Here is a 24,915-nt window from a genome sequence, read left to right as displayed (position 1 = left end):
CATCACGCGTGATGTCCTTTTTGAATACAGAGGGTATGGCCCAAGAAAAGGGCTTTTATTGGATGTACTGAACCCAGCCGTATTCTTCCCCCTCAAATTTTACCTTCTTGAGAGGGGTTACATGAAACTTTTCGCCGGCTTTGGCCTCCCGCCCATCTTCCCAGCGAACATAATACCACCCGAAGGGGAGATTGGCGTATTCCTTTCCACCGCCGTCAAGAACAAAAACGGCCACCGGCTCCCTCCCGCCGTTCCTGAAGACCTTGGCGGTCCTAAGGGATGACATTCGGTTGAATACCAGGCCATAGTTGGCCGGGCCCCAACCGCCTTCCTGGCCAGTCGAAAGAGCAGAATGTTTTTCCATCATATCCGCCTCCTTCTTAATCTGATAGGCCCTAGCCATTGACTCGGGATCGAGCGGAGGAGCCAAAAGAGAATAATTTACCTCCTCAAAGGTCGCTCCATTTGATGTTAGATTCAGACGAGCCTCTCTTACTCCGCCACAAGCGGTACAGAGGCAGACAATAGCCAAAATTGCCAACACATTTTTCATTTTCTTTCCTTTTCTGAATGGGTGAAAAAAATGGAATGCCTAAAGAATTACACGGATAGAATGGCCTTCACTAAAGCCGCTTAACCCGTGTGATTCTTAGATATTTTAAAAGATCGAATTTTCTGCCTGTTTTTGATAAAAAATTATCCTCCCGACAAAATATATGGCCAGGAAACATTTTAATATAGCATATTTTAATATAAAAGTCAACTGTTGTGAAAATTCTCAAAATATATTATTTTATAAGCAAGCGCATACGCTAAAATTCGTAAAATAAGCGGTATTGTGCCGCTCTTTTTATATTAAACAGCTTCACGTATCACTCGAGGGGGAGAGATCATGAAGAGAAGAGTATTTTTATGTTGTTTGCTACTCACCATTTTTTTATCCTTTCCTGCTTTTGTCTTCTGCCAGGACGGCAAAGCGCTCATAGCTTTCGGGGACCCCATCGAATACAGTTACGGTGGCAAGCCTTCAAAAGTTATCCCGATTATTGAGTATCAGGATGGCCAGCGCCGATCCGTCGGAACAGAAATCCGCATCACCGGAAAAGAGATTTTCTTTATCAGTTATACTAAGTTCGGATGCCTTCTCGACTTTTTTCCTGGAGTTAATGGCGAGGTAGTGATTATTACCTCGTATGGCATCTTCGCTAAGCGCGACTCCAGTCCGGAAATTTTTGAAGTCTGCAGACTGGGGGCAAAAGAGGAGCTTAGCAGCTTCGTTAACTTTGACCCTGAACATCCAAGGGTGTTTCAGTACACAATCTTGGATGCGTCGACAAATTGTCCCAGGGGCATTATAAAGTACGACCTGGACAGAGGACAATTTAACCGTGAAAAGATTGGGAGGAAGCCATGCAGCTAACGAAAGCCCCGAAAAAGGTTTGGTCATTTTTGGTCTGGTGGCTGGCTACTGACCCAGAGGGTAAACCGGAATATCTTGACCGCTGGCTGACCTGGCCGAACCTCATAACTTTCACCGGCATGGTGTCGGCTGTTGTCCGCTTTGCTCTGGTCGCGGATTCTGGGCTTCAGTGCTCAATAATTACCCTCTGGCTTGTCATCTTCGAGAGTATTACTGACGTCGCCGACGGGCTCGTCGCAAAGTGGACCGGGCAAAAATCCCGAGTGGGAAAGGCGGCCGACCCGATTCGGGATAACTTGACTGCTGGTGTTTCGATTTGCCAGTATGGGATAATTATTGCCTTCGGCTTCTTCCTGTATTGGCAGATAATTGTCATGATCCTGGCGGAGATTAGCATCTGGGCGTTGGGATGCGGCCGCTATATCGCCAGCCATCATATAATGGGAAAAATTCGGAGAGTAATTCAGATAGGGATATTTTCCCTCCTGATTGTCGCCGAGTTTCCGGATTTTCCCTGGCCGTTTTTGCTCCTTCAGTCCGCGGGTTCGTGGTTCGCGGCCAACCCTAACTTCTCCTATTCAGTTTTGATGATTTTTTCTTTGGCTGCGCTGGTCTGCTACCTGAAAAGCAACTGGCGGATAATGCCGAAGAGATTTCATCAAGCGTACACCTTTGTCCGGTCTATCCTGGTTTAGACCGGCAATCGGCTGTGAAGAGTTTTTTCAAAGGCCATCCCGCGGGACTGGCCTTTTTTCTTTGACAATTAGCTAAATTTTCAATAATATAGGATTATAGCAATGAGCTCACTTAAATAATAATTATGGCAAAAGAGGAAAAACCAAAACAGTCGGGCAACCCTTTTCCTAAGATGGAAGAGGAAGTTTTGGCGTTTTGGAATAAATCAAAAATTTTCGAGAAGTCAGTGGAAAATCCGGCGGGCGCTAAACCCAAGGGCGATTATGTTTTTTATGACGGACCGCCGTTTGCGACCGGCACTCCGCATTACGGCCATATCGTCGCTTCGGTTATGAAAGACGCCGTGCCGCGCTACTTCACTATGCAAGGCTACCGGGTGGAAAGAAGATGGGGCTGGGATTGCCACGGCCTGCCGATCGAAAATATCGTTGAGAAGGAAATGGGCTCAAAGAGTAAAAAAGATATTGAGGATATGGGCGTGGCCGAGTTTAACGAAAGATGCCGGTCAAAAGTTTTAGAATACGTGGATGAATGGAAAAAAGTAATTCCCCGCTTAGGGCGCTGGGCTGACATGGAAAATCCTTACAAGACCATGGATTTATCTTTCATGGAATCGGTTTGGTGGGTTTTTAAAGAGCTGTGGGATAAAGGATTGGTTTACGAAGATTACCGCTCCATGCATATTTGCCCGCGCTGCGAGACGACTTTATCGCAACAGGAAGTGGCCGAGGGCTACAAGATGATCAAAGATTTGTCGGCGACAGTTAAGTTTGAATTAGAAGATGAGCCCGGGACTTATGTTCTAGCTTGGACTACAACGCCCTGGACCTTAATCGGCAACGCGGCTTTGGCGGTGGGGGAAGATATTGTGTATGTAAAAATTAAATTGGCCGGCGAGTATTTAGTTTTGGCTAAAGAACGGGTAGAAAAAGTTTTGGAGGGAAAAGAATTTGAGATTGTAGGGGAGATTAACGGCAAGGGATTGGTTGGAAAAAAATACAAACCTCTCTTTGACTATTATTCCAAAAATGATAAATTGGAAAATCGGGGAAACGGATGGAAAATATATTCCGGCGATTTTGTTACAACCGAAGACGGGACCGGAGTGGTGCACATAGCGCCGGCTTTTGGCGAAGACGACATGAATCTGGGCAAAGAGAAAAAATTGCCATTCATTCAGCATGTAAAAATGGACGGGAGCATCAAGAAAGAGGCCGGTGAGTTTGCCGGGATGAACGTAAAACCGATTGAAAATCCGCAGGCCACTGACGTGGAGATTATAAAATATCTGGCAAAGAAAGATTTGCTTTTTTCTAAAGAAAAATTTGAACATAGCTACCCGCATTGCTGGAGGTGCGAAACACCTTTAATAAATTACGCGACGACTTCCTGGTTTGTAAAAGTAACGGCAGTTAAGGACAAAGCCCTAAAGCACGCGGAAAAAATTAATTGGTCGCCCGAGCATATTAAGGAAGGCCGCTTCGGCAACTGGTTAGCCGGCGCGCGCGACTGGTCAATTTCGAGGCAAAGATTCTGGGCTTCAGTTATACCAATTTGGCGATGCGAAAAATGCGAGGAGTTAAAAGTTATCGGATCAATCAGCGAACTGGAAAAATTAAGCGGTCAAAAGATTATCGATATCCATAAGCACATAGTCGACGGGATAACTTTTTCCTGCGAAAAATGCGCGGGAACAATGAAAAGAATTCCGGACGTTTTAGATACCTGGTTTGATTCGGGCTCTATGCCTTACGCCCAGGAGCACTACCCGTTTGAAAATAAAGAAAAGTTCGAAGCCAATTTTCCGGCCCAGTTTATTGCTGAAGGCGTAGATCAAACCCGCGCCTGGTTTTATTATTTGCACGTCATTGCCACGGCGATTAAAAACAAGCCGGCTTTTAAGAACGTCATTGTTAACGGCATAGTATTAGCCGAAGACGGTAAAAAGATGTCCAAGCGTTTGCAAAATTACCCGGACCCGAGCTTGATTTTTGAAAAGTACGGGGCGGACGCTTTGAGGTATTATTTATTAACCTCACCGGTGATGCTGGCTGAAAACCTGAATTTTTCCGAAAAGGGCGTGTCGGACGCTTTGAGAAAAGTGGATATGCTGGTTTGGAATGTCTATAAGTTTTATGAGATGTTTGCCGGAGAGGAAAAAATGGACGCGGGAAATAAAGAGCCGAAGAGTAAAAATATTTTAGACCAATGGATAGCGGCTCGGTTAAACCAGCTTATAGCCGAAGCAACCAAGGCCATGGAAAGCTATAATTTGCCCCAGGCGACCCGGCCGATTGCCGATTTTATCGATGATTTATCAACTTGGTATATTAGGCGGTCAAGAGATCGGTTTAAGGCTGATGATCTGGACGACAAAAACTCGGCTCTGGAAGTGACGCGATACGTTTTGATTCAACTTTCAAAAGTAATGGCACCGTTTACGCCGTTTATAGCCGAAGAAATTTGGCAGAGGGTAGCGGGTAATAATTTTTCCGATGAAAACAGGAGCGTGCATTTGGAAGCGTGGCCCAAGGCGGGAAAAGTTGATGAGAAAATAATTGAAAAAATGCAGGTAGCGAGAAATGTCGTTGAACTGGCTTTAGCCAAACGCGATGAGGCCGGAATAAAAGTCCGGCAGCCTTTGGCGAAATTAGAAGTGGTAAACGCCAAAGTAGAAATTGATGATGAGTATATTGGATTAATAAAAGATGAGGTGAATGTGAAAGAAGTGGCAGTATATGAAGGCCAGGGTAATATGGAAGTTGAGCTCGATACGGCTTTGACACCCGAATTAAAACAAGAAGGCATAAAGCGGGAGATTGTTCGTCTGATTAATGGTATGCGGAAAGACGCAGGGTTAACGATTAAAGATACGATTGAAATATATTATGAAACCGAGGATAAGGAAGCAAAAAAAGCGATTGAAAAATATAAGGACTCTATAATAAAAGAAACTTTGGCCAGCCAAATGGCTGAAGGAAAAAAAGACGGCGTTGACGCCGAGAAAACTGTGAAGATAGAAGATGGGAAGGCCTGGCTCGGAATTAAGAAAAAATAAATAAAGGCAAGTTTAATGAAATATTCGTTAAGCCCAGGCGTCTATTTATTTTGTATGGCAATAAAAGAGATTAAAGCTCGAGAATTATGCCATTTGCTCGACGATAATAAGGAAAAGCTTGAGATTATTGACGTCAGGAGCCCCGATGAGTATGAAATAATCCATATTAAGGGATCAAAGCTCATACCTTTGGATGAAATTAGCGTAAGGATGGACGAAATAGACTGGGAGAAAAAGGTAGTTTTTATTTGCCGGAGCGGGGCAAGAAGCCTGATAGCCGCGAGGATGGCATCAAAAGAAAAGTCCGGGGAAGCCTACAATCTGGGTTCGGGAATTTTGGGCTGTTATTCTCTCGGAAAAAATAAGAATTTAGAAGTTTGCGATAACGAGGATTTGGTTAAAAAATATTTTAGTTAAATATGGCCAATAATAAAAAAATAAAAGCCCTGGTTTTGTTATCCGGCGGGCTGGACTCAATGCTCGCCTGCGAAGTTTTAAAAGATCAGGGGATTTCGGTTACTGGCATTTGCTTTTCCAGTAATTTTTTTAATTGCGAGCGGGCGAGGAAGTCGGCCGGCCAAATCGGCGTACCGTTAATTGAAGAAGATATCTCGGAAAAGATCTTAGAATTAGTAAAATGTCCGAGTTGCGGCTACGGGAAAAACATGAACCCTTGCATTGACTGCCATTCATTGATGATTAAAGAAGCGGCAAAATATTTAAAGACGGAAATAAAAAATGATCCGGCGCTGGTCAATCCTAACACCTTGGCTGGAATGGGAAAAGTAGAAAAGAGCGAAGCGATTTTTGATTTTATCGCCACCGGAGAAGTTTTAGGCCAGCGGCCTTTTTCTCAAAACAAAGAGGCATTGGAAAAAGTTAAAAAGTTAGCCGGGATAGAAGTGCTTCGGCCGTTATCCGCAAAGCTATTACCGGAAACTGAAATTGAAAAAAAGGGACTCGCGAAACGGGAGAGGCTTTTAGATATAAAAGGGCGGTCAAGGGAGGCGCAGATGAAGCTCGCCGAAAAATATGGGATAAAAGATTATCCCTCTCCGGCCGGCGGCTGTCTTTTAACCGACCCGGAAGGAGCGAAGAAAATTTTAGACATTGTTACCCACTGCCCGGCCTGCAAAACCGATGACGTGGAACTTTTGAAAAACGGGAGAGTGTTTTGGTTCAGGTCGGAGCAGAATAACCCCAGTTTAAAAACGCCAAAAGTTACATTGTCCTTAAACAAGGCTTTGAAGTCGCTCGTAGGAAAAAATTTTAAAGATATTAAAGTGCAAGCGGACATAAATTTTCATTGGATAATGGCGATTGTCGGCCGGAATGAAAAGGAAAATAATGAGCTGGAGAAATTAGCAAAAACTGGGGATATTGTGATAAAATTAAAGGAACTGAACGGGCCGACGACTTTAATTCGGAATATGGAAGGAGACTGGAAAATTGATAATAAAGAGCTAAAATTAGCTATTCCTGAAAAGCTGGAATTGAAAAAACTAAAACTGGAAGAAGTTAAGGACGAGCAAGACGTCCTTAAAACAGCCGGGATTCTAACTGGATATTACGCGACAAAGGCCCGAGGAGAAAAAGTGGATGTAAGTTTTAAGATAAAATAATGAAGGAAATGGGAAGTCACTGGATCACGCGGACGGTTCGCTTAAAGAAGAATATTTTAAAGATATTAAATTAATAATTAATAAGTTCTAAAGAACTGATCAAAGTATGACTCCAACTTATATCGTCTTAGGCGTAATCGCGGTTATAATCATAGCGCTTATCGCCCTTTATAACGGATTAATCCGCCTGAAACTTCGGGTAGACGAAGCCTGGTCGGATATTGACGTCCAACTAAAAAGACGGCACGACCTCATTCCGAATTTAGTGGAAACCGTAAAAGGCTATGCTAAACACGAGCGGGAAACTTTGGACAATGTGATAAAGGCGCGCAACTCGGCAATGAGCGCCGGATCAGCTGAAGAAAAAGCTAAAGCCGAGAACGCGCTATCGCAGACTTTAAAATCCATCTTTGCTTTAGCCGAAGCTTATCCGGATTTAAAGGCAAACCAGAATTTTTTGGAATTACAGCGCGAGCTTACCGACACCGAAGATAAAATTATGGCCGCCCGGAGGTTCTATAACGGCAATGTCCGCGACTTCAACACTAAACTTCAAGTTTTCCCGACTAACATGATTGGCAATATGCTCGGCTTTAAGCCAAGAGAATTTTTCGCGGCGAATGAAGAAGAAAAGGCGGAAGTGAAGGTAAAGTTTTAATTCTATGAAACGAAAAACATGGTTTTTCGGCTTGTTTATTGTCTTTTTTCTTATAACCGTATTTTTTGTATTTAGCATCGGTAGCGGTAGAATAAAAATTATTAGGGAAGAGGAAAGCATGCCGCTTATTTGGAATAGAGAATGTGTGGCGGCGGGTGGTGAAAGCAGGGAGGCAAGCGTACCAAGCCATATATTCGGATATGAAATTATCCGCAATTCATGTAAAAATAATGAAAAGAATATCGGCCGAATATATGACGTTTTGTGTTTTTGTTTTTGTTGCATAAAAAAATAATACTAAAATTTTCATGTCTACTCTTTATACGCAAGCGGATTCCAACCGGAGAAAAACCTGGGTTTTGATGACCCTGTTTTTCGCGTTTATCATGATAATCGGTTATGTATTTTCCCAAGCCATGGACAATTCGGCGATTCTCTATATTGCCGTAGCTTTTAGCGTTGTTTCTTCGTTCATAAGCTACTGGTTTTCCGATAAAATCGTCTTAGCTATGAGCCAGGCCCGGGAAGTAAAACACGAAGACAACCCCCAGCTTTATCATATCGTGGAAAACCTCTGCATCACGGCCGGTCTACCAGTGCCGAAAATTTATATTATTGAAGATACGGCGCCAAACGCGTTTGCTACCGGGCGCGACCCCAAGCACGCGGTTGTCGCCGTTACCACCGGCATCCTCCAAAAGCTCGAAAAAGCGGAATTGGAAGGCGTAATTGCCCACGAACTCTCGCACGTCGGCAACCGGGATATTTTAATCGCGACGCTCGTAACCGTCATGGTCGGGATGGTGGTGCTTTTAGCCGATTGGTTCAGACATTGGACTTTTTGGGGCGGCGGAAGGAGAAGAAGTAATAATTCAGAAGGCGGCCAGCTCGGGTTAATTATTATGATCGTAGCGATTGTGCTTTCAATCCTTGCGCCAATTTTTGCCATGCTAATGCAAATGGCTATTTCCCGAAAGCGCGAATTTAAGGCTGACGCGGACGGCGCTTTATTGACCCGCTACCCGGAAGGCTTGGCCCGGGCTTTGGAAAAAATCGCTTACGACCGCGAGCCCTTAGAAGTCGCCAACCGGGCTACGGCCCACCTCTATATTGTTTCCCCGTTTAAAGCTGATATAGCTTCGGATGGGACCCAAAGAGCGAGCCTTTGGGTAAAATTATTTTCCACCCATCCGCCGATTGGTGAGAGAGTCGCGGCGCTACGGGGGATGAGCGTGTAGCTCGCGGCATGATTACCAGGGAAAGCTAATAGGTTAAAGGAACCGGATATGAATAAACAATTGCGGGCGCTTTACGCCATGCATTCAATTGATTGGTTTGCTTCGGTCTTAATAGGAATATTCGTTCCTATTTATTTTTTATCTTTGGGTTTCACGCTGGCGGAAATATTTATCTATTTCATAATCCTTTGCGCCGGGTTTGTTGGCGCTTTTTTTATCGCCGGACAGGTTGCTAACCGCTATGGATTAAAAGAGTGCTTAATAATCCGGCTGCCTTTCAAATATCTCCAGCTGGCTTTGCTTTTCTTTCTTCCCCAGTATAGTTTTTTACTTTACGCTGTCGCGATCATTAATGCCGTTCAGGTAGGATTTTACTGGTTTCCCTTCCACGTAATTTTCGCCCAGAATTCCAGCCGGAAAAAACTTGGAAAAGAAGTGGGAAGAATGGGGGCATTTCCGCAGATGGGGAGCGTGGTCGCTCCTTTGGCCGGCGCGTTTATTACCGCTTCTTTTGGGTTTAATTATTTGTTCCTAGCCGCGGGCATACTTCATTTATTCACTCTTATTCCCTTCTACTACCTGAAGAATTGGCAATCCAGCGTTCGGTTCCATCCGTCAGTCATTTTTGAGATGTTTAAAAAATACAAAAAATTTTTTGGCCTTATGGTTGTCAGCTCCGGGGTGGCGGAGGTCGAGGGCGTAATCCTCCCTATATTCGTTTATTTAACTTTTGCCAATATTATCTCGGTCGGAACTATCGGGGCTTTTGCCGGAGTCGGCGCGGTGTTCTTTACCCTTCTGGTCGGCCGATTTGCCGACAGCTATCGGAAAGAAAAGATTATGAAAATCGGCGCTTCTGTTATGATAGTGATTTGGCTGTTGCGATTTTTTCACGCTGAGATAGCTTTTTATTACATGCTTTCGGTAGTTGCCGGCTTCTTTCTCATATTGATTAACATTCCTTTGGGAACTATATATTATGGTTTGGCGAAAACCGAAAATATCGATGAATTCGTGTTTTTTCGGGAAATTGCCGTAAATTTAGGCCGGGTCATCACCTACTCTCTCGCCCTTGCCATAGCCCTAAAAATTAATTATAGTTTCTTAATGGCCGCCGCCGCCTTATTGGGCTTTTTGTTTATTTGATTTTCATATATAATATTAACAAGATATGTTAATAAGCTCTTTTTTATGTTTTTAGAAAACTTCAAAGAAAAAATAGTAAAAATTATTTCAGTCAGAAGAAATCTAGCCATCATCGCCTTGGCATTATTTTTTATTGGGCTTGGAGCGGGCTGGACGCTTAGGCAGGTGCTTAGGAAAGGTGCCGTCGAAATTTCAAAATTTGAGATGCGCGAGAGCGGCTATAAGTTTATTAACCCTCTTTTAGAATGTGAATACGGCGAGGAACTATTCTCCGCCAACTTTAAAAAACCGGTGAGGGATATTGAGGAAGCTATAAAGCATACCGTTGAGGTAAACAAAGTAAAAGAAGCCTCGGTGTATTACCGGGATTTAAATAACGGACCCTGGTTCGGTTATAACATTGAAGCGAAGTTTTCTCCGGCCAGCCTGTTGAAGGTGCCGATTATGATTGCCTACTATAAAAAGGCTGAAGATAACCCGGAAGCGCTGAAGAAGAAAATCAAATATAAGAAACTTGAAAATGGAGTGCCCCAGGACATAAAGCCTGAAGTAGAGCTAAAGGAAGGAGAGGAATATACAGCTGATGAATTGATAGAAAACATGATAGTATATTCCGATAATAACTGCGCCGACCTGCTTTTAAAGAATATTGACAAAAATTTCCTGATAAAGGTATATAAAGATTTGGGAGTGGCGGTACCGAGGGATGCGGAGCCCGAAAATTTTATGACCGTAAGAGAGTATGCTTATTTTTTCAGGACTTTGTATAATTCATCCTATCTCGAACGGGAAATGTCCGAAAAGGCGCTGGAAGTCCTTTCCAGAACAAAATTCGGCAACGGAATTCGGAGCGGATTGCCGGCCGGGGTTCTTGTAGCCCATAAGTTTGGCGAAAGGAAAATAATAACCGGAGAAGAAGAGGCCGCCCAGCTTCACGATTGCGGCATTATATATTTCCCTAAGCATAATTACCTTCTTTGCGTTATGACCAGGGGGCAGGATTTTAAAACTCTTGAAGGCTTAATAGGCAAGATTTCAGATATCGTTTATGACGAAGTCACCAAGTAAGCTCCGCGTTTTTTCGTGAAGGGATAAATCATAAAAATATGGCAAAAAAAGATTATAAGAAAATTGAAGAACAATTAAAACTGGAGCGCCGGAATGCTTGGAATGTTTGGGATGAAAAAGTAAAAAAGGAAGCATTCTCCTTCGCCGAAGGCTATAAGAAATTTTTAAGCCAGGTGAAAACCGAGCGGGAGGCGGTCGTTTATGGAATTAAGGCGGCCAAAGCCGCCGGGTTTCGCGATATCAAGGAAATGAAGAGCCTTAAGACCGGGGATAAGGTGTACGCCGTTAACCGCGGCCGGAATCTATTTTTGGCCCGGATAGGAAAAAAACCTTTAGCCGGCGGTTTGAGAATGTTAATGTCCCATGTTGACGCTCCGCACCTTGATTTGAAAATTACTCCGCTGTACGAAGATGAAAACGTGGCCTTTTTAAAGACTCATTACTACGGCGGAATAAAAAAATATCAGTGGCCGACTATCGCCCTGGCTTTGCACGGCGTCGTGCATTTGGAAAACGGGAAAGACGTGGAAATCGTGATTGGCGAGAAGGAAAGTGATCCGGTGTTTATGATTACCGACCTTTTGCCCCACCTGGACCGGGCCGGCGGACCGGGAACAGCGCCAAAAAACCGGGAAGTGCGGGGGGAGGATTTGAATTTGGTAATTGGCAGTTTGCCGGTTAAGGACGAGAAGATAAAAGAAAAAGTGAAACTGGCGATTTTAGAGCATTTATACAGCGAATACGGAATCATTGAAGAAGATTTAACCAGCGCCGAGCTTCAGGTCGTTCCTGCGGAAAAAGCCCGCGATTTGGGCTTTGACCGGTCGATGGTCTCCGGCTTTGGCCAGGATGACCGCTCCTGCTCCTACGGCATTTTCCAGTCCATGCTAGATTCCGGCCCGGCCGGCCAGACCCAGATAATGGTTTGGACCGAGCGCGAGGAGATTGGGTCGGAAGGAAATACCGGCGCTAGGTCGTATGCCTTTGAATCTTTTGTTTTAGAAATTTCGCGGCTGGCGGAAAAAAAGACCAGTATGGAGGAAATCTATAATATTTTTTCAGAAAGCCAGGCAGTGTCCGCCGACGTGACGGCCGCGGTTGATCCCGATTACAAAGACGTTTTTGATTTAAGAAATGCCCAAAGGCTGGGATCCGGCGTGGTTATTGAAAAATATACTGGCGCCGGCGGCAAGTATTCGACCTCCGAGGCTTCAGCCAAATTCATCCAGGAGCTCCGGGCGATTTTCAGGAAAAATAAAAATATCGTCTACCAAATCGGCGGCGGAATCGGGAAAGTCGATACCGGCGGCGGCGGAACGATCGCCAAATTTTTGGCTAACCGGAATATGGAGGTTGTGGATATGGGCATTCCGCTTTTTAACATGCACGCGCCGCTAGAGATCTCTTCCAAAGGCGATTTATATTGCTCGTACTTGGCTTATAAGGCATTTTTAGAAGCATAAAGCAATAAAAAGAGTGAAATTTTTTCTTTTTCTCGCTGTGGAACTCGGCTACCATTTCCCAGCCAGCGAAGCGCTGTCTGGGAAAGGGCGCCTCAAACAGTCCTCGCTTCGAAAAAGAAATAAATTTCACTCTTTTTTGAAAAAATGAAAAACGGTAAATTAGAATTAATCGCTCCGGCTGGGAATTTGGAAAAAATGAAAACGGCGTTCGCGTTCGGAGCGGACGCCGTTTATTTAGGCATCCCGGATTTTTCTTTGCGGGCGCGGATTAACGATTTTGATATAAAGTCAATCCTTCAGGCCGCGGCGTACGCGCAAAAGATGGACAGGAAGATTTACGTGACCTTAAATATTTTCGCCTATGAAGCGCATTTCAAAAAATTGCCTTCATACGTCCGTGAGTTAAAGAAAATTAATGTTGACGCCCTGATAATTTCCGATCCGGGCATTTTGGCCGTAGTAAAAAAAATTTGGCCCGGCGCTGTTATCCATCTATCCACCCAAGCTAACTGCATTAATAGCGAGGCGGCTAAATTTTGGTTTGGGCAAGGCGTAAGCCGGGTGATTTTAGGGAGGGAAGCCAGCCTGGAAGACATAAAAAAGATAAAAAGGGCTGTTCCGAAACTAAAGCTGGAATGCTTTGTCCATGGCGCGATGTGCATGGCCTATTCAGGCCGGTGTTTTTTGTCGAAATATTTGTCCGGCCGTTCGGCCAACCTGGGCGACTGCGCCCAGCCATGCCGCTGGCCGTATGCGGTAGAAGATATTGGGGATGGGAGTATGCAAAAAACCATCACTCCTAACGCGAGCGATAAAAGTTTTGATCTTATAGAAGAAAATGGTTATTCGTATATTTTGAATTCAAAAGATTTATGCCTGATAAATTATCTGGATGATTTAGTTAAGGCGGGTGTAAGCTCATTTAAAATAGAAGGCCGGACGAAAAGCGCATACTATATCGCGGCTGTTGTCGGCGCTTATAAAAAAGCTTTGGAAAACCTGCCGGACAAAAAGCTGGCCGCTAGCCTGCATCGCGAGCTAGAGGAAAAAATATATAATCGCGGATTTACAACCGGGTTTATGTTTGACGAAGGGAAGCTGGCGCAAAACCTTAAAACCTCTAAGGAGGATTGTTGCTGGGAGTTTTGCGGGCAGGTGGAAAAATGGATAAAAAGCGGGCATAAATACGATGTTTATGTAAAAGTCCATAATACCTTGCGTACTGGCGAAGAGATTGAAATTGTAGGCCCGATTTATGATATAATGAAAATAAGAATTGAAAAAATGCGGGAAGCGGAAAGCGGCAAATTGATTGACGAAGCCCACGGGGGCAGTGATAAGGTAATTGTCATAAAGTGCGAAAACAGCATTCCTCAATATAGCGTTATAAGGCGGAAAATATGATTTCATACTTAAAAGGAAAAATTTTAGCCAAAGGGCAAGGGTTTGTTATCCTGGAGGTAAACGATGTCGGCTACAAAATTCATGTAAGCCCGCCGATATACGCGGAAATGAAAAATGGCGGATTGATGGAATTTTATATCCACGAGCATGTCCGGGAAGACTGCCTGGATTTATACGGCTTTAAAACTTTCGGCGAAGTGGAGTTTTTCGAACTTCTCCTTTCCATCTCCGGCGTCGGCCCTAAATCGGCCCTGGGCGTTATTTCCATCGCTTCCCCCGAAGAAGTAAAAGAATCAATTTGCCACGGCGACCCGCATCTTTTGACTAAAGTTTCCGGCATCGGAAAAAAAACCGCTGAACGGATAGTCTTGGAATTGCGCGATAAAATTGCCTATCTGCCTGCGGGCAATAAACAAGAAGCCGGCGCCAAAGCGGACGAGATTGATGCATTACTGGCTTTAGGCTATAGTCTAGGCCAGGCGCGCGAAGCCTTGAAGCAAGTGGATACCGGGATAAAAGAATCGGGCGAGCGCATCCGCCAGGCTTTAAAAAAGCTGGGTAAATGATATTAAAAGATGAAAATTTCAAATATTGCCGAACAAAAAGCATGGAACTGTTTTATTGCCGGAAATTGTCCGGCCGAGTTTTTGGAGTCTTGGGAGTGGGGAGAATTCCAAAAAGAGGCTGGTTCCAAAGTAATCAGGCTTAGCGCGGAAAACGATAAAGGCGCGGCCGCCTGCGCGACCTTCATTAAAAAAAAATTGTTTTTGGGAAAAAGTTATTTCTACTGCCCCCGCGGACCGGTGTCTTGCGGCAATAAGGAAGCGGATGGACTGCTTTTTCATGAAATAAAAAAAATTGCTGAAAAAGAAAAGGCAATTTTTTTACGTTTTGAGCCCAGCGGCAATTTAAAAGCGGAAGGCCTGGGGGTGCCGGTTTTAAGGACAATTGACGTCCAGCCTTCAAAAACTTTGATTCTCGACTTGTCGAAAAGCGAAGAAAATATGCTGGGCGAAATGCACCAAAAGACCCGTTATAACATCCGGCTGGCGGAAAAAAAGGGGGTGAAAGTGAAAGAGCTGGGAATGGAAAATTTTGAAGATTTTTGGAAATTAATGAACGAAACCAGGGATAGGGACGGTTTTCGTCTGCATGGCAGAAATTATTATTCGAAAATGCTCGAATGCGCCGGATGCGGCGGCGCGGGTTTGAAAAAAAATGAAATGGCCGTAAAAATGTTCGCGGCGGAATATCAAGGCAAGATTATTTCCGTTAACTTAATCGGCTTCTTCGGAGATACGGTTACCTATATGCACGGCGCTTCGTCTGACGAATATCGGAACGTCATGGCACCGTATTTGCTCCAATGGCATTTGATTAAGCTGGCAAAAAATCTAGGATATAAATATTATGACTTTTACGGGATTGATGAAAAAAAGTGGCCCGGAGTAACGCGGTTTAAAAAGGGGTTTGGCGGAAAGGAAGTTAGTTATCCGGGAACTTTTGACCTGATTTTTGATAAAGCCTGGTATAATTGCTATATTATTTTTAGGAAGCTTAGAAGATTAGCATAAAAAGAGCCTGGGAGAGGGGATAAGCAGGCTAATTATTATGGATCAGATATTAAGGCAAATAAAAAAAATAATTCCTAAAAAGATTTTTCGGTTTTTCCAGCCCGCTTATCATTTTTTATTGGGTTTTTTGGCGGCTTTGGCTTATGGCTGGCCGTCGGAAAAATTAATCGTCATCGGCGTAACCGGCACGACCGGAAAAACTACTTCCGTTTATCTTATTTCCAGGGTGCTTGAAGCCGCCGGCTATAAAGCCGGCTATACTTCCACCGCCATGTTTAACGACGGAAAAAAAGAATGGCTGAATGACAAAAAAATGACTATGGTTGGCCGGTTTTTTACCCAGCGGATATTGAGCGATATGGTAAAAAACGGCTGCCAATACGCGATCGTAGAAACCACCTCTGAAGGCATCGCCCAATTCCGCCACCGCTTCATAAACTATGACATCCTTATTTTTACCGGTCTGTATCCCGAGCATATCGAGTCGCACGGCAGTTTCGAAAAATATGAAGAAGCCAAGGGAAAATTGTTCGCCCATTTGAAAAACTGCAAGACAAAATTCTGCGGCGAGAAGAAGAAAGTCGAGCGGACGCCTTCCAGCCTGAAAAAAATCGAGTTGAAGCGGATTAAAAAGACAATTATCGCGAACGGCGACGACGAGCATGCCGATTACTTTTTAAAATTTTGGGCCGAGGAAAAATTTATTTTTAAGGCTTTCGGAAACAAAAAGACGAACTCTTCCAAATTAAAGGCGGCCGTAATAAAATGCGAAAAGGTATCGGCCGACAGGCACGGAGTTTGCTTTACGGTGGGCAAGCTAAAAATTGATTTGCAGCTATTAGGGAAATTTAACGCTATTAACGCGCTAGCCGCCTGGACGCTCGGAATTTCGGAAGGGATCAGTCCGGAAAAATTAAAAATTGGGCTGGAAAAAATTTCCGGCGTTCCCGGCCGGCTGGAAAAAATTGATGAAGGGCAGAATTTCACTGTAATTGTTGATTATGCCTTTGAACCCAAAGCGGTTATTAAACTTTATGAATTAATAAAATTAATTCCCCATAAGCGCATTATTCATGTTTTAGGATCAGCCGGCGGCGGCCGGGACGCCGCTCGGCGGCCAATGCTCGGAGAAATCGCCGCCCGAAACGCCGATACGGTAATTGTTACCAATGAAGATCCTTATGACGATGATCCGGGAACGATCATCGACCAGGTGGCTTTAGGGGCGGAAAAATCCGGAAAAAAGCTGAATGCCAATCTTTTTAAAGTATTGGACCGGCGCATGGGAATAAAAAAAGCCTTGCGCGAGGCAGGCGAGGACGATTTGGTATTAGTGTCGGGCAAGGGCTGTGAGCAGGCGATCTGCGCGAAAAACGGGGAAAAGATTAAGTGGGACGACCGCCAAGTCGTGCGGGAGGAAATAAAAAACCTTTGACGGCTAACAGCGGATTTGCAAAGCGGGTAATTTTTTCCTTGTGGATAAGAGATTTGGGCATTAAAAATTAAATAGAATTATATTTAATATTAGCGTCATTTTAAACATTATTGTCAAGACTTGCATATTTTTTAAATATTCTATATAATGTCTTGACTTTCATAAAAGTTTTTGTTAATATAAATCTAATTAAAAAGAATCTCATTTTTGGGTTGTTTTTTCGCAAATTTTAAATAATTTAATCGTCATATTTGAAAAGAGGCGGAAAAACGCGTATCGGGAAGGAACTATCAGAAAAAAACGGAATTGAATCCTGCCGCCGGCAGGGAGAAGGAAACCGTTTTTTTTGTGTTTTTGCAAAAAATTGTTAACTAAATTTTCGATATAAATAAGTGTCCAAGGATTTTAGCCTCTTCTTAATTTAATAAGTTAAAGCCAACTCAATTCCATTGCCATCCGTAAGCGGAGGGAAGGGATTGAGCGTATTTTATGTCTAACGAACGAAAATATTTTAACCAATCCCCCAAGATTTCCTTTACGCCTAATTTGATAGAACTGCAGAAAAATTCTTTTGATTGGTTTTTGGCTGAAGGGCTGGCTGACCTTTTTGATGAAATTTCCCCGGTAACCGATTTTATTGGGCGGGATTTGGAATTATATTTTGAGGATTACTATCTGGATGAGCCGAAATTCAATGAAGTGGAATCAAAAGCGAAAAATATCACCTACGAAGCGCCGCTTCGGGTAAAGACAAGATTATCCAACAAGCGGACCGGGCAGTCTTCGACCCAGGAAGTCTTTTTGGGCGACCTGCCGATCATGACCAAAAACGGCACTTTCATTATTAACGGCATTGAAAGAGTAGTCGTATCCCAATTAATCCGCTCGGCCGGCGTAATTTTTTCCTCGGAAAACATCCGCGGGCGGAAGTATTACGGGGCAAAGATAATTCCTAACCGCGGCGCCTGGCTTGAATTTGAAACTGACGCTAATAAAGTAATCTGGGTCAGGATCGACCGGAAAAGGAAAGTCGCCGCCACCGCGCTTCTGCGCGCTTTCGGCTTTGGGTCAGATGAAGAAATAGTGAGCCTGTTTAAGGATATATACAAAGAATTGGACGAATCGCAAGACTATATTGAAGCGACAATCAATAAAGATACTTCCGCCAACGAAGCCGACGGACTCCGGGAAGTCTATAAACGAATCCGGCCGGGCGATTTGGCGACAACCGACAACGCGCGCCAGCTTATTTATTCGATGTTTTTCCGCTTTGACCGCTATGATTTCGGGCGGGTCGGGCGCTATAAGCTGAATAAGCGCTTTAATTTCGACATCCCGATCAATAAAGAAACGAGGATTTTAAGAAAAGAAGATTTGGCGTCCATTATTAAGGAAATCATCCGCCTGAATATTACCCAGAAAAAAGAAGACGATATCGACCATCTGGGGAACCGCCGCGTAAGGGCGATCGGAGAGCTTTTGCAAAATAAATTCCGGGTTGGTTTAGCCCGGATGGAGCGCATTATCCGCGACCGGATGAGTACTATCGACATGGCCGCGCTTACCCCAAATAAATTGATCAATGCCCGGCCGGTAATCGGCGTAGTCCGGGAATTTTTCATGTCTTCCCAGCTTTCGCAATTTATGGACCAGACCAATCCTTTATCTGAACTGGAACATAAGCGGAGGCTGTCCGCCATGGGACCGGGAGGGCTTACCCGGGAGCGGGCCGGATTCGACGTCCGCGACGTGCACTCGACCCATTACGGCCGGATTTGCCCGATTGCCACTCCGGAAGGCCCGAATATCGGTTTAGTAAACCACTTAGCAAGTTTTGCCAGGCTGAATAACTATGGATTTTTAGAAGCGCCTTACCGGAAAGTTTTGCATGATATCGAAAACAACCCGAAAATTACCGAAGGGAAAATCGCCCGGGAAGATATCTACGAAATTAAATTCAAAGAATCAAAAAATAAAAACGAGGACGCGCAAGAAATAAAAGGCAAGCTGATCGTCCGCGCCAAGGAGATTATAACCAAAGAAAAGGCCAAAGAAATCCATGAAAAAGTTCCGCACCATATTACTATCCCTATAGTTCCGGTAGTTACCGGCGAGATAGTTTATCTCGACGCCCTAGAAGAGGAGCGGAAAATCACTACCGCCGCCACCACGCCGATTGACGAAAACGGCCACTTTTTGGTTGAAAGGACTGAAGTGAGAAAATACGGCCAGCCAGCGACGGACGAAGTCGTAAAAATCGATTACATGGGCGTAGCCGCCAACCAGATAATTTCGGTCGCCACTTCGCTTATTCCTTTCATGGAGCACGATGACGGGCAAAGGGCCTTGATGGGAACGAACATGCAGCGCCAGGCCGTGCCTTTGATTACTGCCGAAGCGCCGATTATCGGCACCGGCGTGGAAAGTCTGGCCGCCCGCTATTCGGGCCATATATTAATTGCCGAAGAAGACGGGGAAGTAGCTAAGGCCGACAGCGGTTCGATCGTAATCCGCGAAAAAGGCGGGAAGACCTCCAGCTATAATTTAACAAAATTTTTAAGGTCCAACGCCTCAACCTGCATCAACCAGCGCCCGATCGTATCCAAGGGCGATAAAATTAAAAAAGGGCAAGTGCTTACCGATTCATCCGCGATTGACAAGGGCGAACTGGCGCTCGGAAAAAATGTTTTGGTCGCCTTTATGACCTGGGAAGGATATAATTATGAAGACGCGATAATTATTTCCGAACACATGGTTTCAAATGATGTTTATACTTCGATTTATATAGAGGATTATTCAATCGACGTCCGCGATACCAAGCTGGGTCCTGAAGTGGTAACGTCCGACATCCCCAATATCTCGGAAGAAAAATTAAAGAATTTGGACGAAGAGGGAATTGTCCGGATCGGCGCTAAGGTGTCCTCCGGCGATATTTTGGTTGGAAAAATTACTCCCAAAGGCGAGACTGAACTCTCGGCCGAAGAAAAACTTCTGCGGGCGATTTTCGGGGAAAAAGCCAAAGATGTCCGCGATTCATCTTTATATCTTGAACACGGCGAGCATGGAAAAGTAGTGGACATAAAAATTTTCTCCCGCGAAGACGGCGACAAATTGTCTTCGGGCGTAATTAAAAATATCCAGGTATCGGTCGCTAATTTAAGAAAAATCCAGATCGGCGACAAAATGGCCGGGCGCCATGGAAACAAAGGCGTAATTTCAAAAATTGTTCCGGCCGAAGATATGCCTTATTTGGAAGACGGTACCCAGGTCGATATTATCTTGTCCCCTTTGGGGATTATTTCCCGTATGAACCTGGGACAGCTTTTAGAAACCCATTTCGGCTTCGCGGCGAAAAAACTGGGCTACAAGGTCGCCACTCCGCCTTTAAACGGAATTAAAGAAAAAGTAATCCGCGACGAATTAAAGCGCGCGGGGCTCTCTGATGACGGAAAGGTAATGCTATACGACGGGAAAACCGGCGTGCCGTACGACCACAAAATAACCGTGGGCTATAAATATATGTTAAAGCTGAACCATATGGTAGAAGACAAGGTCCACCAAAGATCAATCGGGCCTTACTCTTTAATTACCCAGCAGCCTTTGGGCGGAAAAGCCCAGTTCGGCGGCCAGCGGTTCGGAGAAATGGAAGTCTGGGCTTTGGAAGGCTATGGCGCTTCGCATACTCTGCAGGAAATGCTGACTATCAAATCCGATGATGTGCCGGGCCGGTCAAAAGCCTACGAATCGATTATTAAAGGCGAAACTATCCGCAAACTGAATGTGCCGGAATCGTTTAATGTATTGGTTCGCGAACTAAAAGGACTGGGTCTGGATGTTGAACTATTGAATGAGGATATGCAAAAGGTTGATTTTGGCGAAGATTATATAAGCGACAAGGATGAACGGCGCGAAGGCGGAGATTTTTCCAGCTACCGAGGGGCAGTTGGAAATAAAGATCGGTCCGGCGCCGATAGAAACGGAGCTCTAAAGGAAAAAGACGCCATGAAAAACGCGCCGGAAAAAGGCGAAGAAAAAGTATAACTAGTCTTGCCTTTGATTCTCTTTAGGCAGGCAAGCCGTCGTCGATTAACAATAAATTATCAATATAAGTATGTTAAATCCAATAAAAACAACCGACTTTGAGGCGATAAAGCTTAAACTGGCTTCGCCCGAAGATATTTTGTCCTGGTCGCACGGGGAGGTTTTAAAGCCGGAGACGATTAATTACCGCACCCAGAAGCCGGAGAAAGACGGTTTGTTTTGCGAGAGGATTTTCGGGCCTTCCAAAGATTGGGAATGCTACTGCGGGAAATACAAAAAGATCCGCTATAAGGGAATCGTCTGTGATAAGTGCGGTGTGGAAGTAACAAGAAGCATTGTCCGCCGGATAAGGATGGGCCATATTCGGCTCGAATCCCCGGTTTCACATATCTGGTTTTTGCGCGGGCTGTCGTCAAAGCTGGGAATTATATTAGACCTTTCCATGCAGTCTCTGGAAAAGGTAATTTATTTCGCCAGCTTCGTAATAATCGATGTTAACGAGCAATTGAAGCAAGATACCATTTCGCAAATCAAAGAGGAGTATAAATCCAAAAAAACCCAGATTGAAAATGATTTTAAAAAGCAGGCTAATGAAGTAAAGAGTAAAAGAGGAAAACTTTTATCGGAGAAGAAAGACGATGAAGCCGCGGTGAATAATATTCTAACTAAGGAGATTGAAGCTTTGGAGAAAATTAAAGAAGAAAAGATAAGCGATTTAAGCCAGGCTTTCGAAAAAGCTAATAAAGAATTGAAAGATTTGAAGCCGATGGCTATAATTTCGGAGAATGCTTATCAGGATTTGAGTTTGAAATACGGCCATATTTTTGAAGCCGGCATCGGAGCCGAAGCGATAAGAAAGCTTTTAGAAAAAATTAACCTGGAAAAAAGCATCAAGCAATTGGAAGAAGAGCTTGATGGCGCGGTTGAATCAAAGAAGGAAAAATTGATCAAAAGATTGAAGCTGTCCAAAAGCTTCCACCATAACGGCATCCGTCCGGAATGGATGATTTTGTCGATAATTCCGGTTATACCGCCGGATTTGAGGCCGATGGTAGCCTTGGACGGAGGCCGGTTTGCCACTTCGGATCTAAACGACTTGTACCGCCGCGTAATCAACCGCAATAATCGCTTAAAACAGCTGATTGAATTAAACGCGCCGGAAGTTATTTGCCGCAATGAAAAAAGAATGCTGCAAGAAGCCGTTGACGCGCTTATAGATAATTCGGCCCGGCATACTAAAACCGTTACCGCCTCTACCGGCCAAAAAAGAAATTTAAAGTCTCTGGCCGATTCATTAAAAGGAAAGCAGGGGCGTTTCCGTCAGAACCTTTTGGGAAAAAGAGTTGATTATTCCGGCCGAAGCGTGATCGTGGTCAATCCGAAATTGCGGCTTTATGAATGCGGCCTGCCGAAAGTCATGGCTTTGGAGCTTTTTAAGCCTTTTGTCATAAGCAAGCTGATTGAAATGGGGCTGGTCCATAATGTCCGGAGCGCGGGAAGATATATCGAAGCCGGGCATAATGAAGTATGGGACATTCTGGAAAACATTATTCAGAAATCGTACGTTCTCTTAAACCGCGCCCCTACCCTGCACCGCCTCGGCATCCAGGCTTTCCGCCCGATATTAATTGAAGGCAAGGCCATTCAGATCCATCCTTTAGTTTGTTCGGCTTTTAACGCCGACTTTGACGGCGACCAGATGGCGGTCCATGTTCCTCTTACCGAAGAGGCAATTACCGAAGCGCGCGATTTGATGCTTTCTTCCCATAACCTCTTAAAGCCGGCCACCGGCGATCCGATTGTCGCGCCTTCCCAGGATATGGTTTGGGGGTCTTTTTACCTTACTAATATTTTAGACGATGCTCCGGCTAAAGACGGAAAAGAAACCAAGAAGATTACGAAATATTATTCCGGCCCCGAAGAAGCTAAACTGGCTTATGAACTCGGATACATAAAACTAAATAAGCTGGTTAAAATTAAAATGGGAAAAGAGCTTATCGAAACCAGCGTCGGCCGGGTAATCTTTAACGAAGTTTTACCGGAAAAATTGCGCTACATCAACGAAGTGGTTGATAAGGGTATGCTAAAAAAGCTGATCCGGAAATGCTTACTCTATTACTCGGAAGATGAAACCGTGGATTTCCTCGACAATTTTAAAAATACCAGTTTTGATTATATAACCAAATCCGGCCTTTCTTGGGGGATTGATGACTTGCCGCCAATGCCGGAACGGGACGAATTGGTAAACGCGGCGGAAAAGCAGGTAGATATAATTCAGGAGCAATATGAGGAAGGGCTATTAACCGATTCCGAGCGCTATTCAAAAATTATCGAGCTTTGGACCGGAGTAAAAGACCGGGTAACTGAAATTTGCAAAGCCAGCCTCCCAATAGACGGCCCGATTTACTCGATGATTGAATCCGGGGCGCGCGGATCCTGGGCCCAGCTGACGCAGATTTTGGGGATGAAGGGATTGGTAACTTCCCCGACCGGAGATATTATCGAATTGCCGGTCAAAGGAAATTTTAAGACCGGGTTTGAAGTTTTGGAATATTTTATTTCCACCCACGGCGTCCGCAAAGGTTTGTCTGACACGGCTCTCCGGACGGCGAACGCCGGGTATCTTACCCGCCGGCTGATTGACGTCGCCCAGGATGTAATTATAACCAAGGACGATTGTGGCGATGATGATGGAATTTTAATTACCAAATCCGAAGGCGATGAGATGGGAACGCCGATGTACAAACGGCTGATCGGCCGGGTAATGGCGGCGGATTTAGTTAACGCCAAAGGCAAAGTCCTTATTAAGAAAGGCGAAATGGTTACCGAAAAAATCTCCGAAGATATTGCCAAAGAGAATGTGCTTGAAGCGAAAATCCGGTCGGTGCTTTCCTGTAAATTAAACCGCGGAGTCTGCGCTAAGTGCTACGGATTTGATTTAGGCTATAATAAATTGGTCCAGATGGGTACGGCGGTAGGGATTATCGCCGCCCAGTCGATCGGCGAGCCCGGCACCCAGCTCACTATGAGAACTTTCCATACCGGAGGAGTCGCGGGACTAGAAGATATTACCCAAGGTCTCCCGAGAGTGGAAGAAATTTTTGAAGCCCGGCCGCCGAAAAGAAAAGCCTATATGGCCGACGTAACCGGCCGGGTCGAAATTGAAACCGGCGAGCGGGTGATTGAGGATGAGCGGGGCAAGATGACCGTAACTAATCCCCAGGTAAAGATATTGAAAATTTATTATGAAGGGACTGATTCGGAAAAATATTATTTTGCCGAAGCCATAAAAGAAGCCGAGTCCGAAAGAAAGAAAGCGGGCAGAATGACAAAAGAGGAAAAAGGGGCGATTAAGCCGAAATTGTCGGTTAAAGACGGCGATGAAGTCAAAGCCAATCAGACCTTATTTACCATCGGCAATAAAGAGGTAAAAGCCAAAAGCGGAGGGGTTATCCAGATTGAGAAAAAATGCGTCAAGGTTAAGGTGGCGGCGGAAAAAGTTAAGGAGTTCCTTATCCCCAAAGGCTTTGGCATCTGGGTTAAAAACGGCGACATAGTCAAAAAGGGCGACCAGCTAACCGAAGGTTCCCTTGATTTGCAGCAGCTTTACCGGCTAAAAGGCAAATACGAAGCCCAGAAAAATATTATTAAGGAAATTCAGTTCGTCTATTCCTCCCAGGGCCAGCCCCTAAACGAAAAGCATATCGAGATAATTTCCAAACAGATGTTTTCCCGTTTGTATGTCCAGGACGCCGGAGACACCGATCTTTTGTCCGGTGAAATCGTTGAAAAGGCGGTTTTTGAACGGGCTAATATTGAGGCTAAATCCAAAAAATCCCGGGAAGCCCAGGGTGAAGTGCTTTTACTCGGTATTACCAAGTCGTCCCTTACTACTAATAGCTTCTTGTCGGCCGCTTCCTTCCAAAACACTTCGAGCGTTTTAATTGACGCGGCGATTAACGGCAAGATTGATTATCTCGAGGGCTTGAAGGAAAACGTAATTATCGGGAGGTTGATTCCGGCCGGAACCGGGTTTAATCCGAAGAAGAAATATATTCATATTTAAAAAATTGAGATAGAAAAACGCCCCGC

The 24,915-nt window shown here is 44.6% G+C and carries 17 protein-coding genes; 16 read left to right on the top strand and 1 reads right to left on the bottom strand.

Annotation, left to right across the window (positions count from 1 at the left end):
- Positions 1-55: 55 nt before the first annotated feature.
- Positions 56-544 (bottom strand): hypothetical protein, encoded by a 489-nt coding sequence (locus WC715_02515; GenBank protein ID MFA6171308.1) that lies wholly within the window; start codon positions 542-544, stop codon positions 56-58.
- Between the two features lie 375 nt (positions 545-919).
- Here WC715_02515 and WC715_02510 point away from each other — a divergent pair, with 375 nt between their 5' ends.
- The 16 genes from WC715_02510 to rpoC all read left to right on the top strand — a co-directional run bounded on the left by WC715_02510 (position 920) and on the right by rpoC (position 24,889).
- Positions 920-1,420, top strand: a complete 501-nt coding sequence (locus tag WC715_02510; GenBank protein ID MFA6171307.1) for a hypothetical protein — start codon at positions 920-922, stop codon at positions 1,418-1,420.
- Entirely contained in the window at positions 1,411-2,115 is a 705-nt protein-coding gene (locus WC715_02505; protein ID MFA6171306.1) for a CDP-alcohol phosphatidyltransferase family protein, read from the top strand. The genes WC715_02510 and WC715_02505 overlap by 10 nt, the downstream gene beginning before the upstream one ends.
- A 125-nt stretch (positions 2,116-2,240) precedes the next feature.
- Positions 2,241-5,174, top strand: coding sequence for an isoleucine--tRNA ligase (gene ileS / locus WC715_02500; protein MFA6171305.1), 2,934 nt, complete (start codon positions 2,241-2,243; stop codon positions 5,172-5,174).
- Positions 5,175-5,228: 54 nt separating this feature from the next.
- Positions 5,229-5,591 carry a rhodanese-like domain-containing protein gene (locus WC715_02495; GenBank protein ID MFA6171304.1) on the top strand — a complete coding sequence of 121 codons (363 nt, stop codon included), beginning with the start codon at positions 5,229-5,231 and terminating at the stop codon, positions 5,589-5,591.
- 2 nt (positions 5,592-5,593) lie between these two features.
- The gene (locus WC715_02490; protein MFA6171303.1) at positions 5,594-6,796 is read left to right on the top strand and encodes a tRNA 4-thiouridine(8) synthase ThiI; all 1,203 of its coding nucleotides are present in this window, start codon (positions 5,594-5,596) and stop codon (positions 6,794-6,796) included.
- Between the two features lie 106 nt (positions 6,797-6,902).
- Entirely contained in the window at positions 6,903-7,454 is a 552-nt protein-coding gene (locus tag WC715_02485) for a LemA family protein (protein ID MFA6171302.1), read from the top strand.
- A gap of 308 nt (positions 7,455-7,762) precedes the next feature.
- Complete coding sequence (locus WC715_02480; protein MFA6171301.1) at positions 7,763-8,692, top strand: M48 family metallopeptidase; 930 nt, start codon at positions 7,763-7,765, stop codon at positions 8,690-8,692.
- Between the two features lie 48 nt (positions 8,693-8,740).
- Positions 8,741-9,838: an MFS transporter gene (locus WC715_02475; GenBank protein MFA6171300.1), complete on the top strand. Its 1,098-nt coding sequence runs from the start codon at positions 8,741-8,743 to the stop codon at positions 9,836-9,838.
- A 45-nt stretch (positions 9,839-9,883) separates the two neighbouring features.
- Complete coding sequence (locus WC715_02470) at positions 9,884-10,906, top strand: serine hydrolase (GenBank protein ID MFA6171299.1); 1,023 nt, start codon at positions 9,884-9,886, stop codon at positions 10,904-10,906.
- Between the two features lie 38 nt (positions 10,907-10,944).
- A complete protein-coding gene (locus tag WC715_02465; protein ID MFA6171298.1) occupies positions 10,945-12,369 on the top strand; it encodes an aminopeptidase in 1,425 nt (474 codons plus the stop codon).
- Positions 12,370-12,513: 144 nt separating this feature from the next.
- The gene (locus WC715_02460; protein ID MFA6171297.1) at positions 12,514-13,773 is read left to right on the top strand and encodes a U32 family peptidase; all 1,260 of its coding nucleotides are present in this window, start codon (positions 12,514-12,516) and stop codon (positions 13,771-13,773) included.
- Entirely contained in the window at positions 13,770-14,339 is a 570-nt protein-coding gene (ruvA, locus tag WC715_02455; protein MFA6171296.1) for a Holliday junction branch migration protein RuvA, read from the top strand. Before WC715_02460 ends, ruvA begins: the two co-directional genes overlap by 4 nt.
- A 9-nt stretch (positions 14,340-14,348) precedes the next feature.
- Positions 14,349-15,347 (top strand): peptidoglycan bridge formation glycyltransferase FemA/FemB family protein, encoded by a 999-nt coding sequence (locus tag WC715_02450; protein ID MFA6171295.1) that lies wholly within the window; start codon positions 14,349-14,351, stop codon positions 15,345-15,347.
- 37 nt (positions 15,348-15,384) lie between these two features.
- Positions 15,385-16,782 (top strand): UDP-N-acetylmuramyl-tripeptide synthetase, encoded by a 1,398-nt coding sequence (gene murE, locus WC715_02445; protein MFA6171294.1) that lies wholly within the window; start codon positions 15,385-15,387, stop codon positions 16,780-16,782.
- A 489-nt stretch (positions 16,783-17,271) separates the two neighbouring features.
- On the top strand, positions 17,272-20,823 hold the full coding sequence (locus WC715_02440) for a DNA-directed RNA polymerase subunit beta (GenBank protein MFA6171293.1): 3,552 nt from the start codon (positions 17,272-17,274) through the stop codon (positions 20,821-20,823).
- Positions 20,824-20,893: 70 nt separating this feature from the next.
- Positions 20,894-24,889, top strand: a complete 3,996-nt coding sequence (gene rpoC, locus WC715_02435) for a DNA-directed RNA polymerase subunit beta' (protein ID MFA6171292.1) — start codon at positions 20,894-20,896, stop codon at positions 24,887-24,889.
- Positions 24,890-24,915 lie beyond the last annotated feature (26 nt).

The organism is Patescibacteria group bacterium, assembly GCA_041661505.1.
In the GTDB taxonomy this organism is placed as follows: domain Bacteria; phylum Patescibacteriota; class Patescibacteriia; order Patescibacteriales; family JBAZCA01; genus JBAZCA01.
The sequence above is the reverse complement of the archived record's forward strand: the minus strand, read 5'-3'. Positions and strand labels throughout refer to the sequence as shown.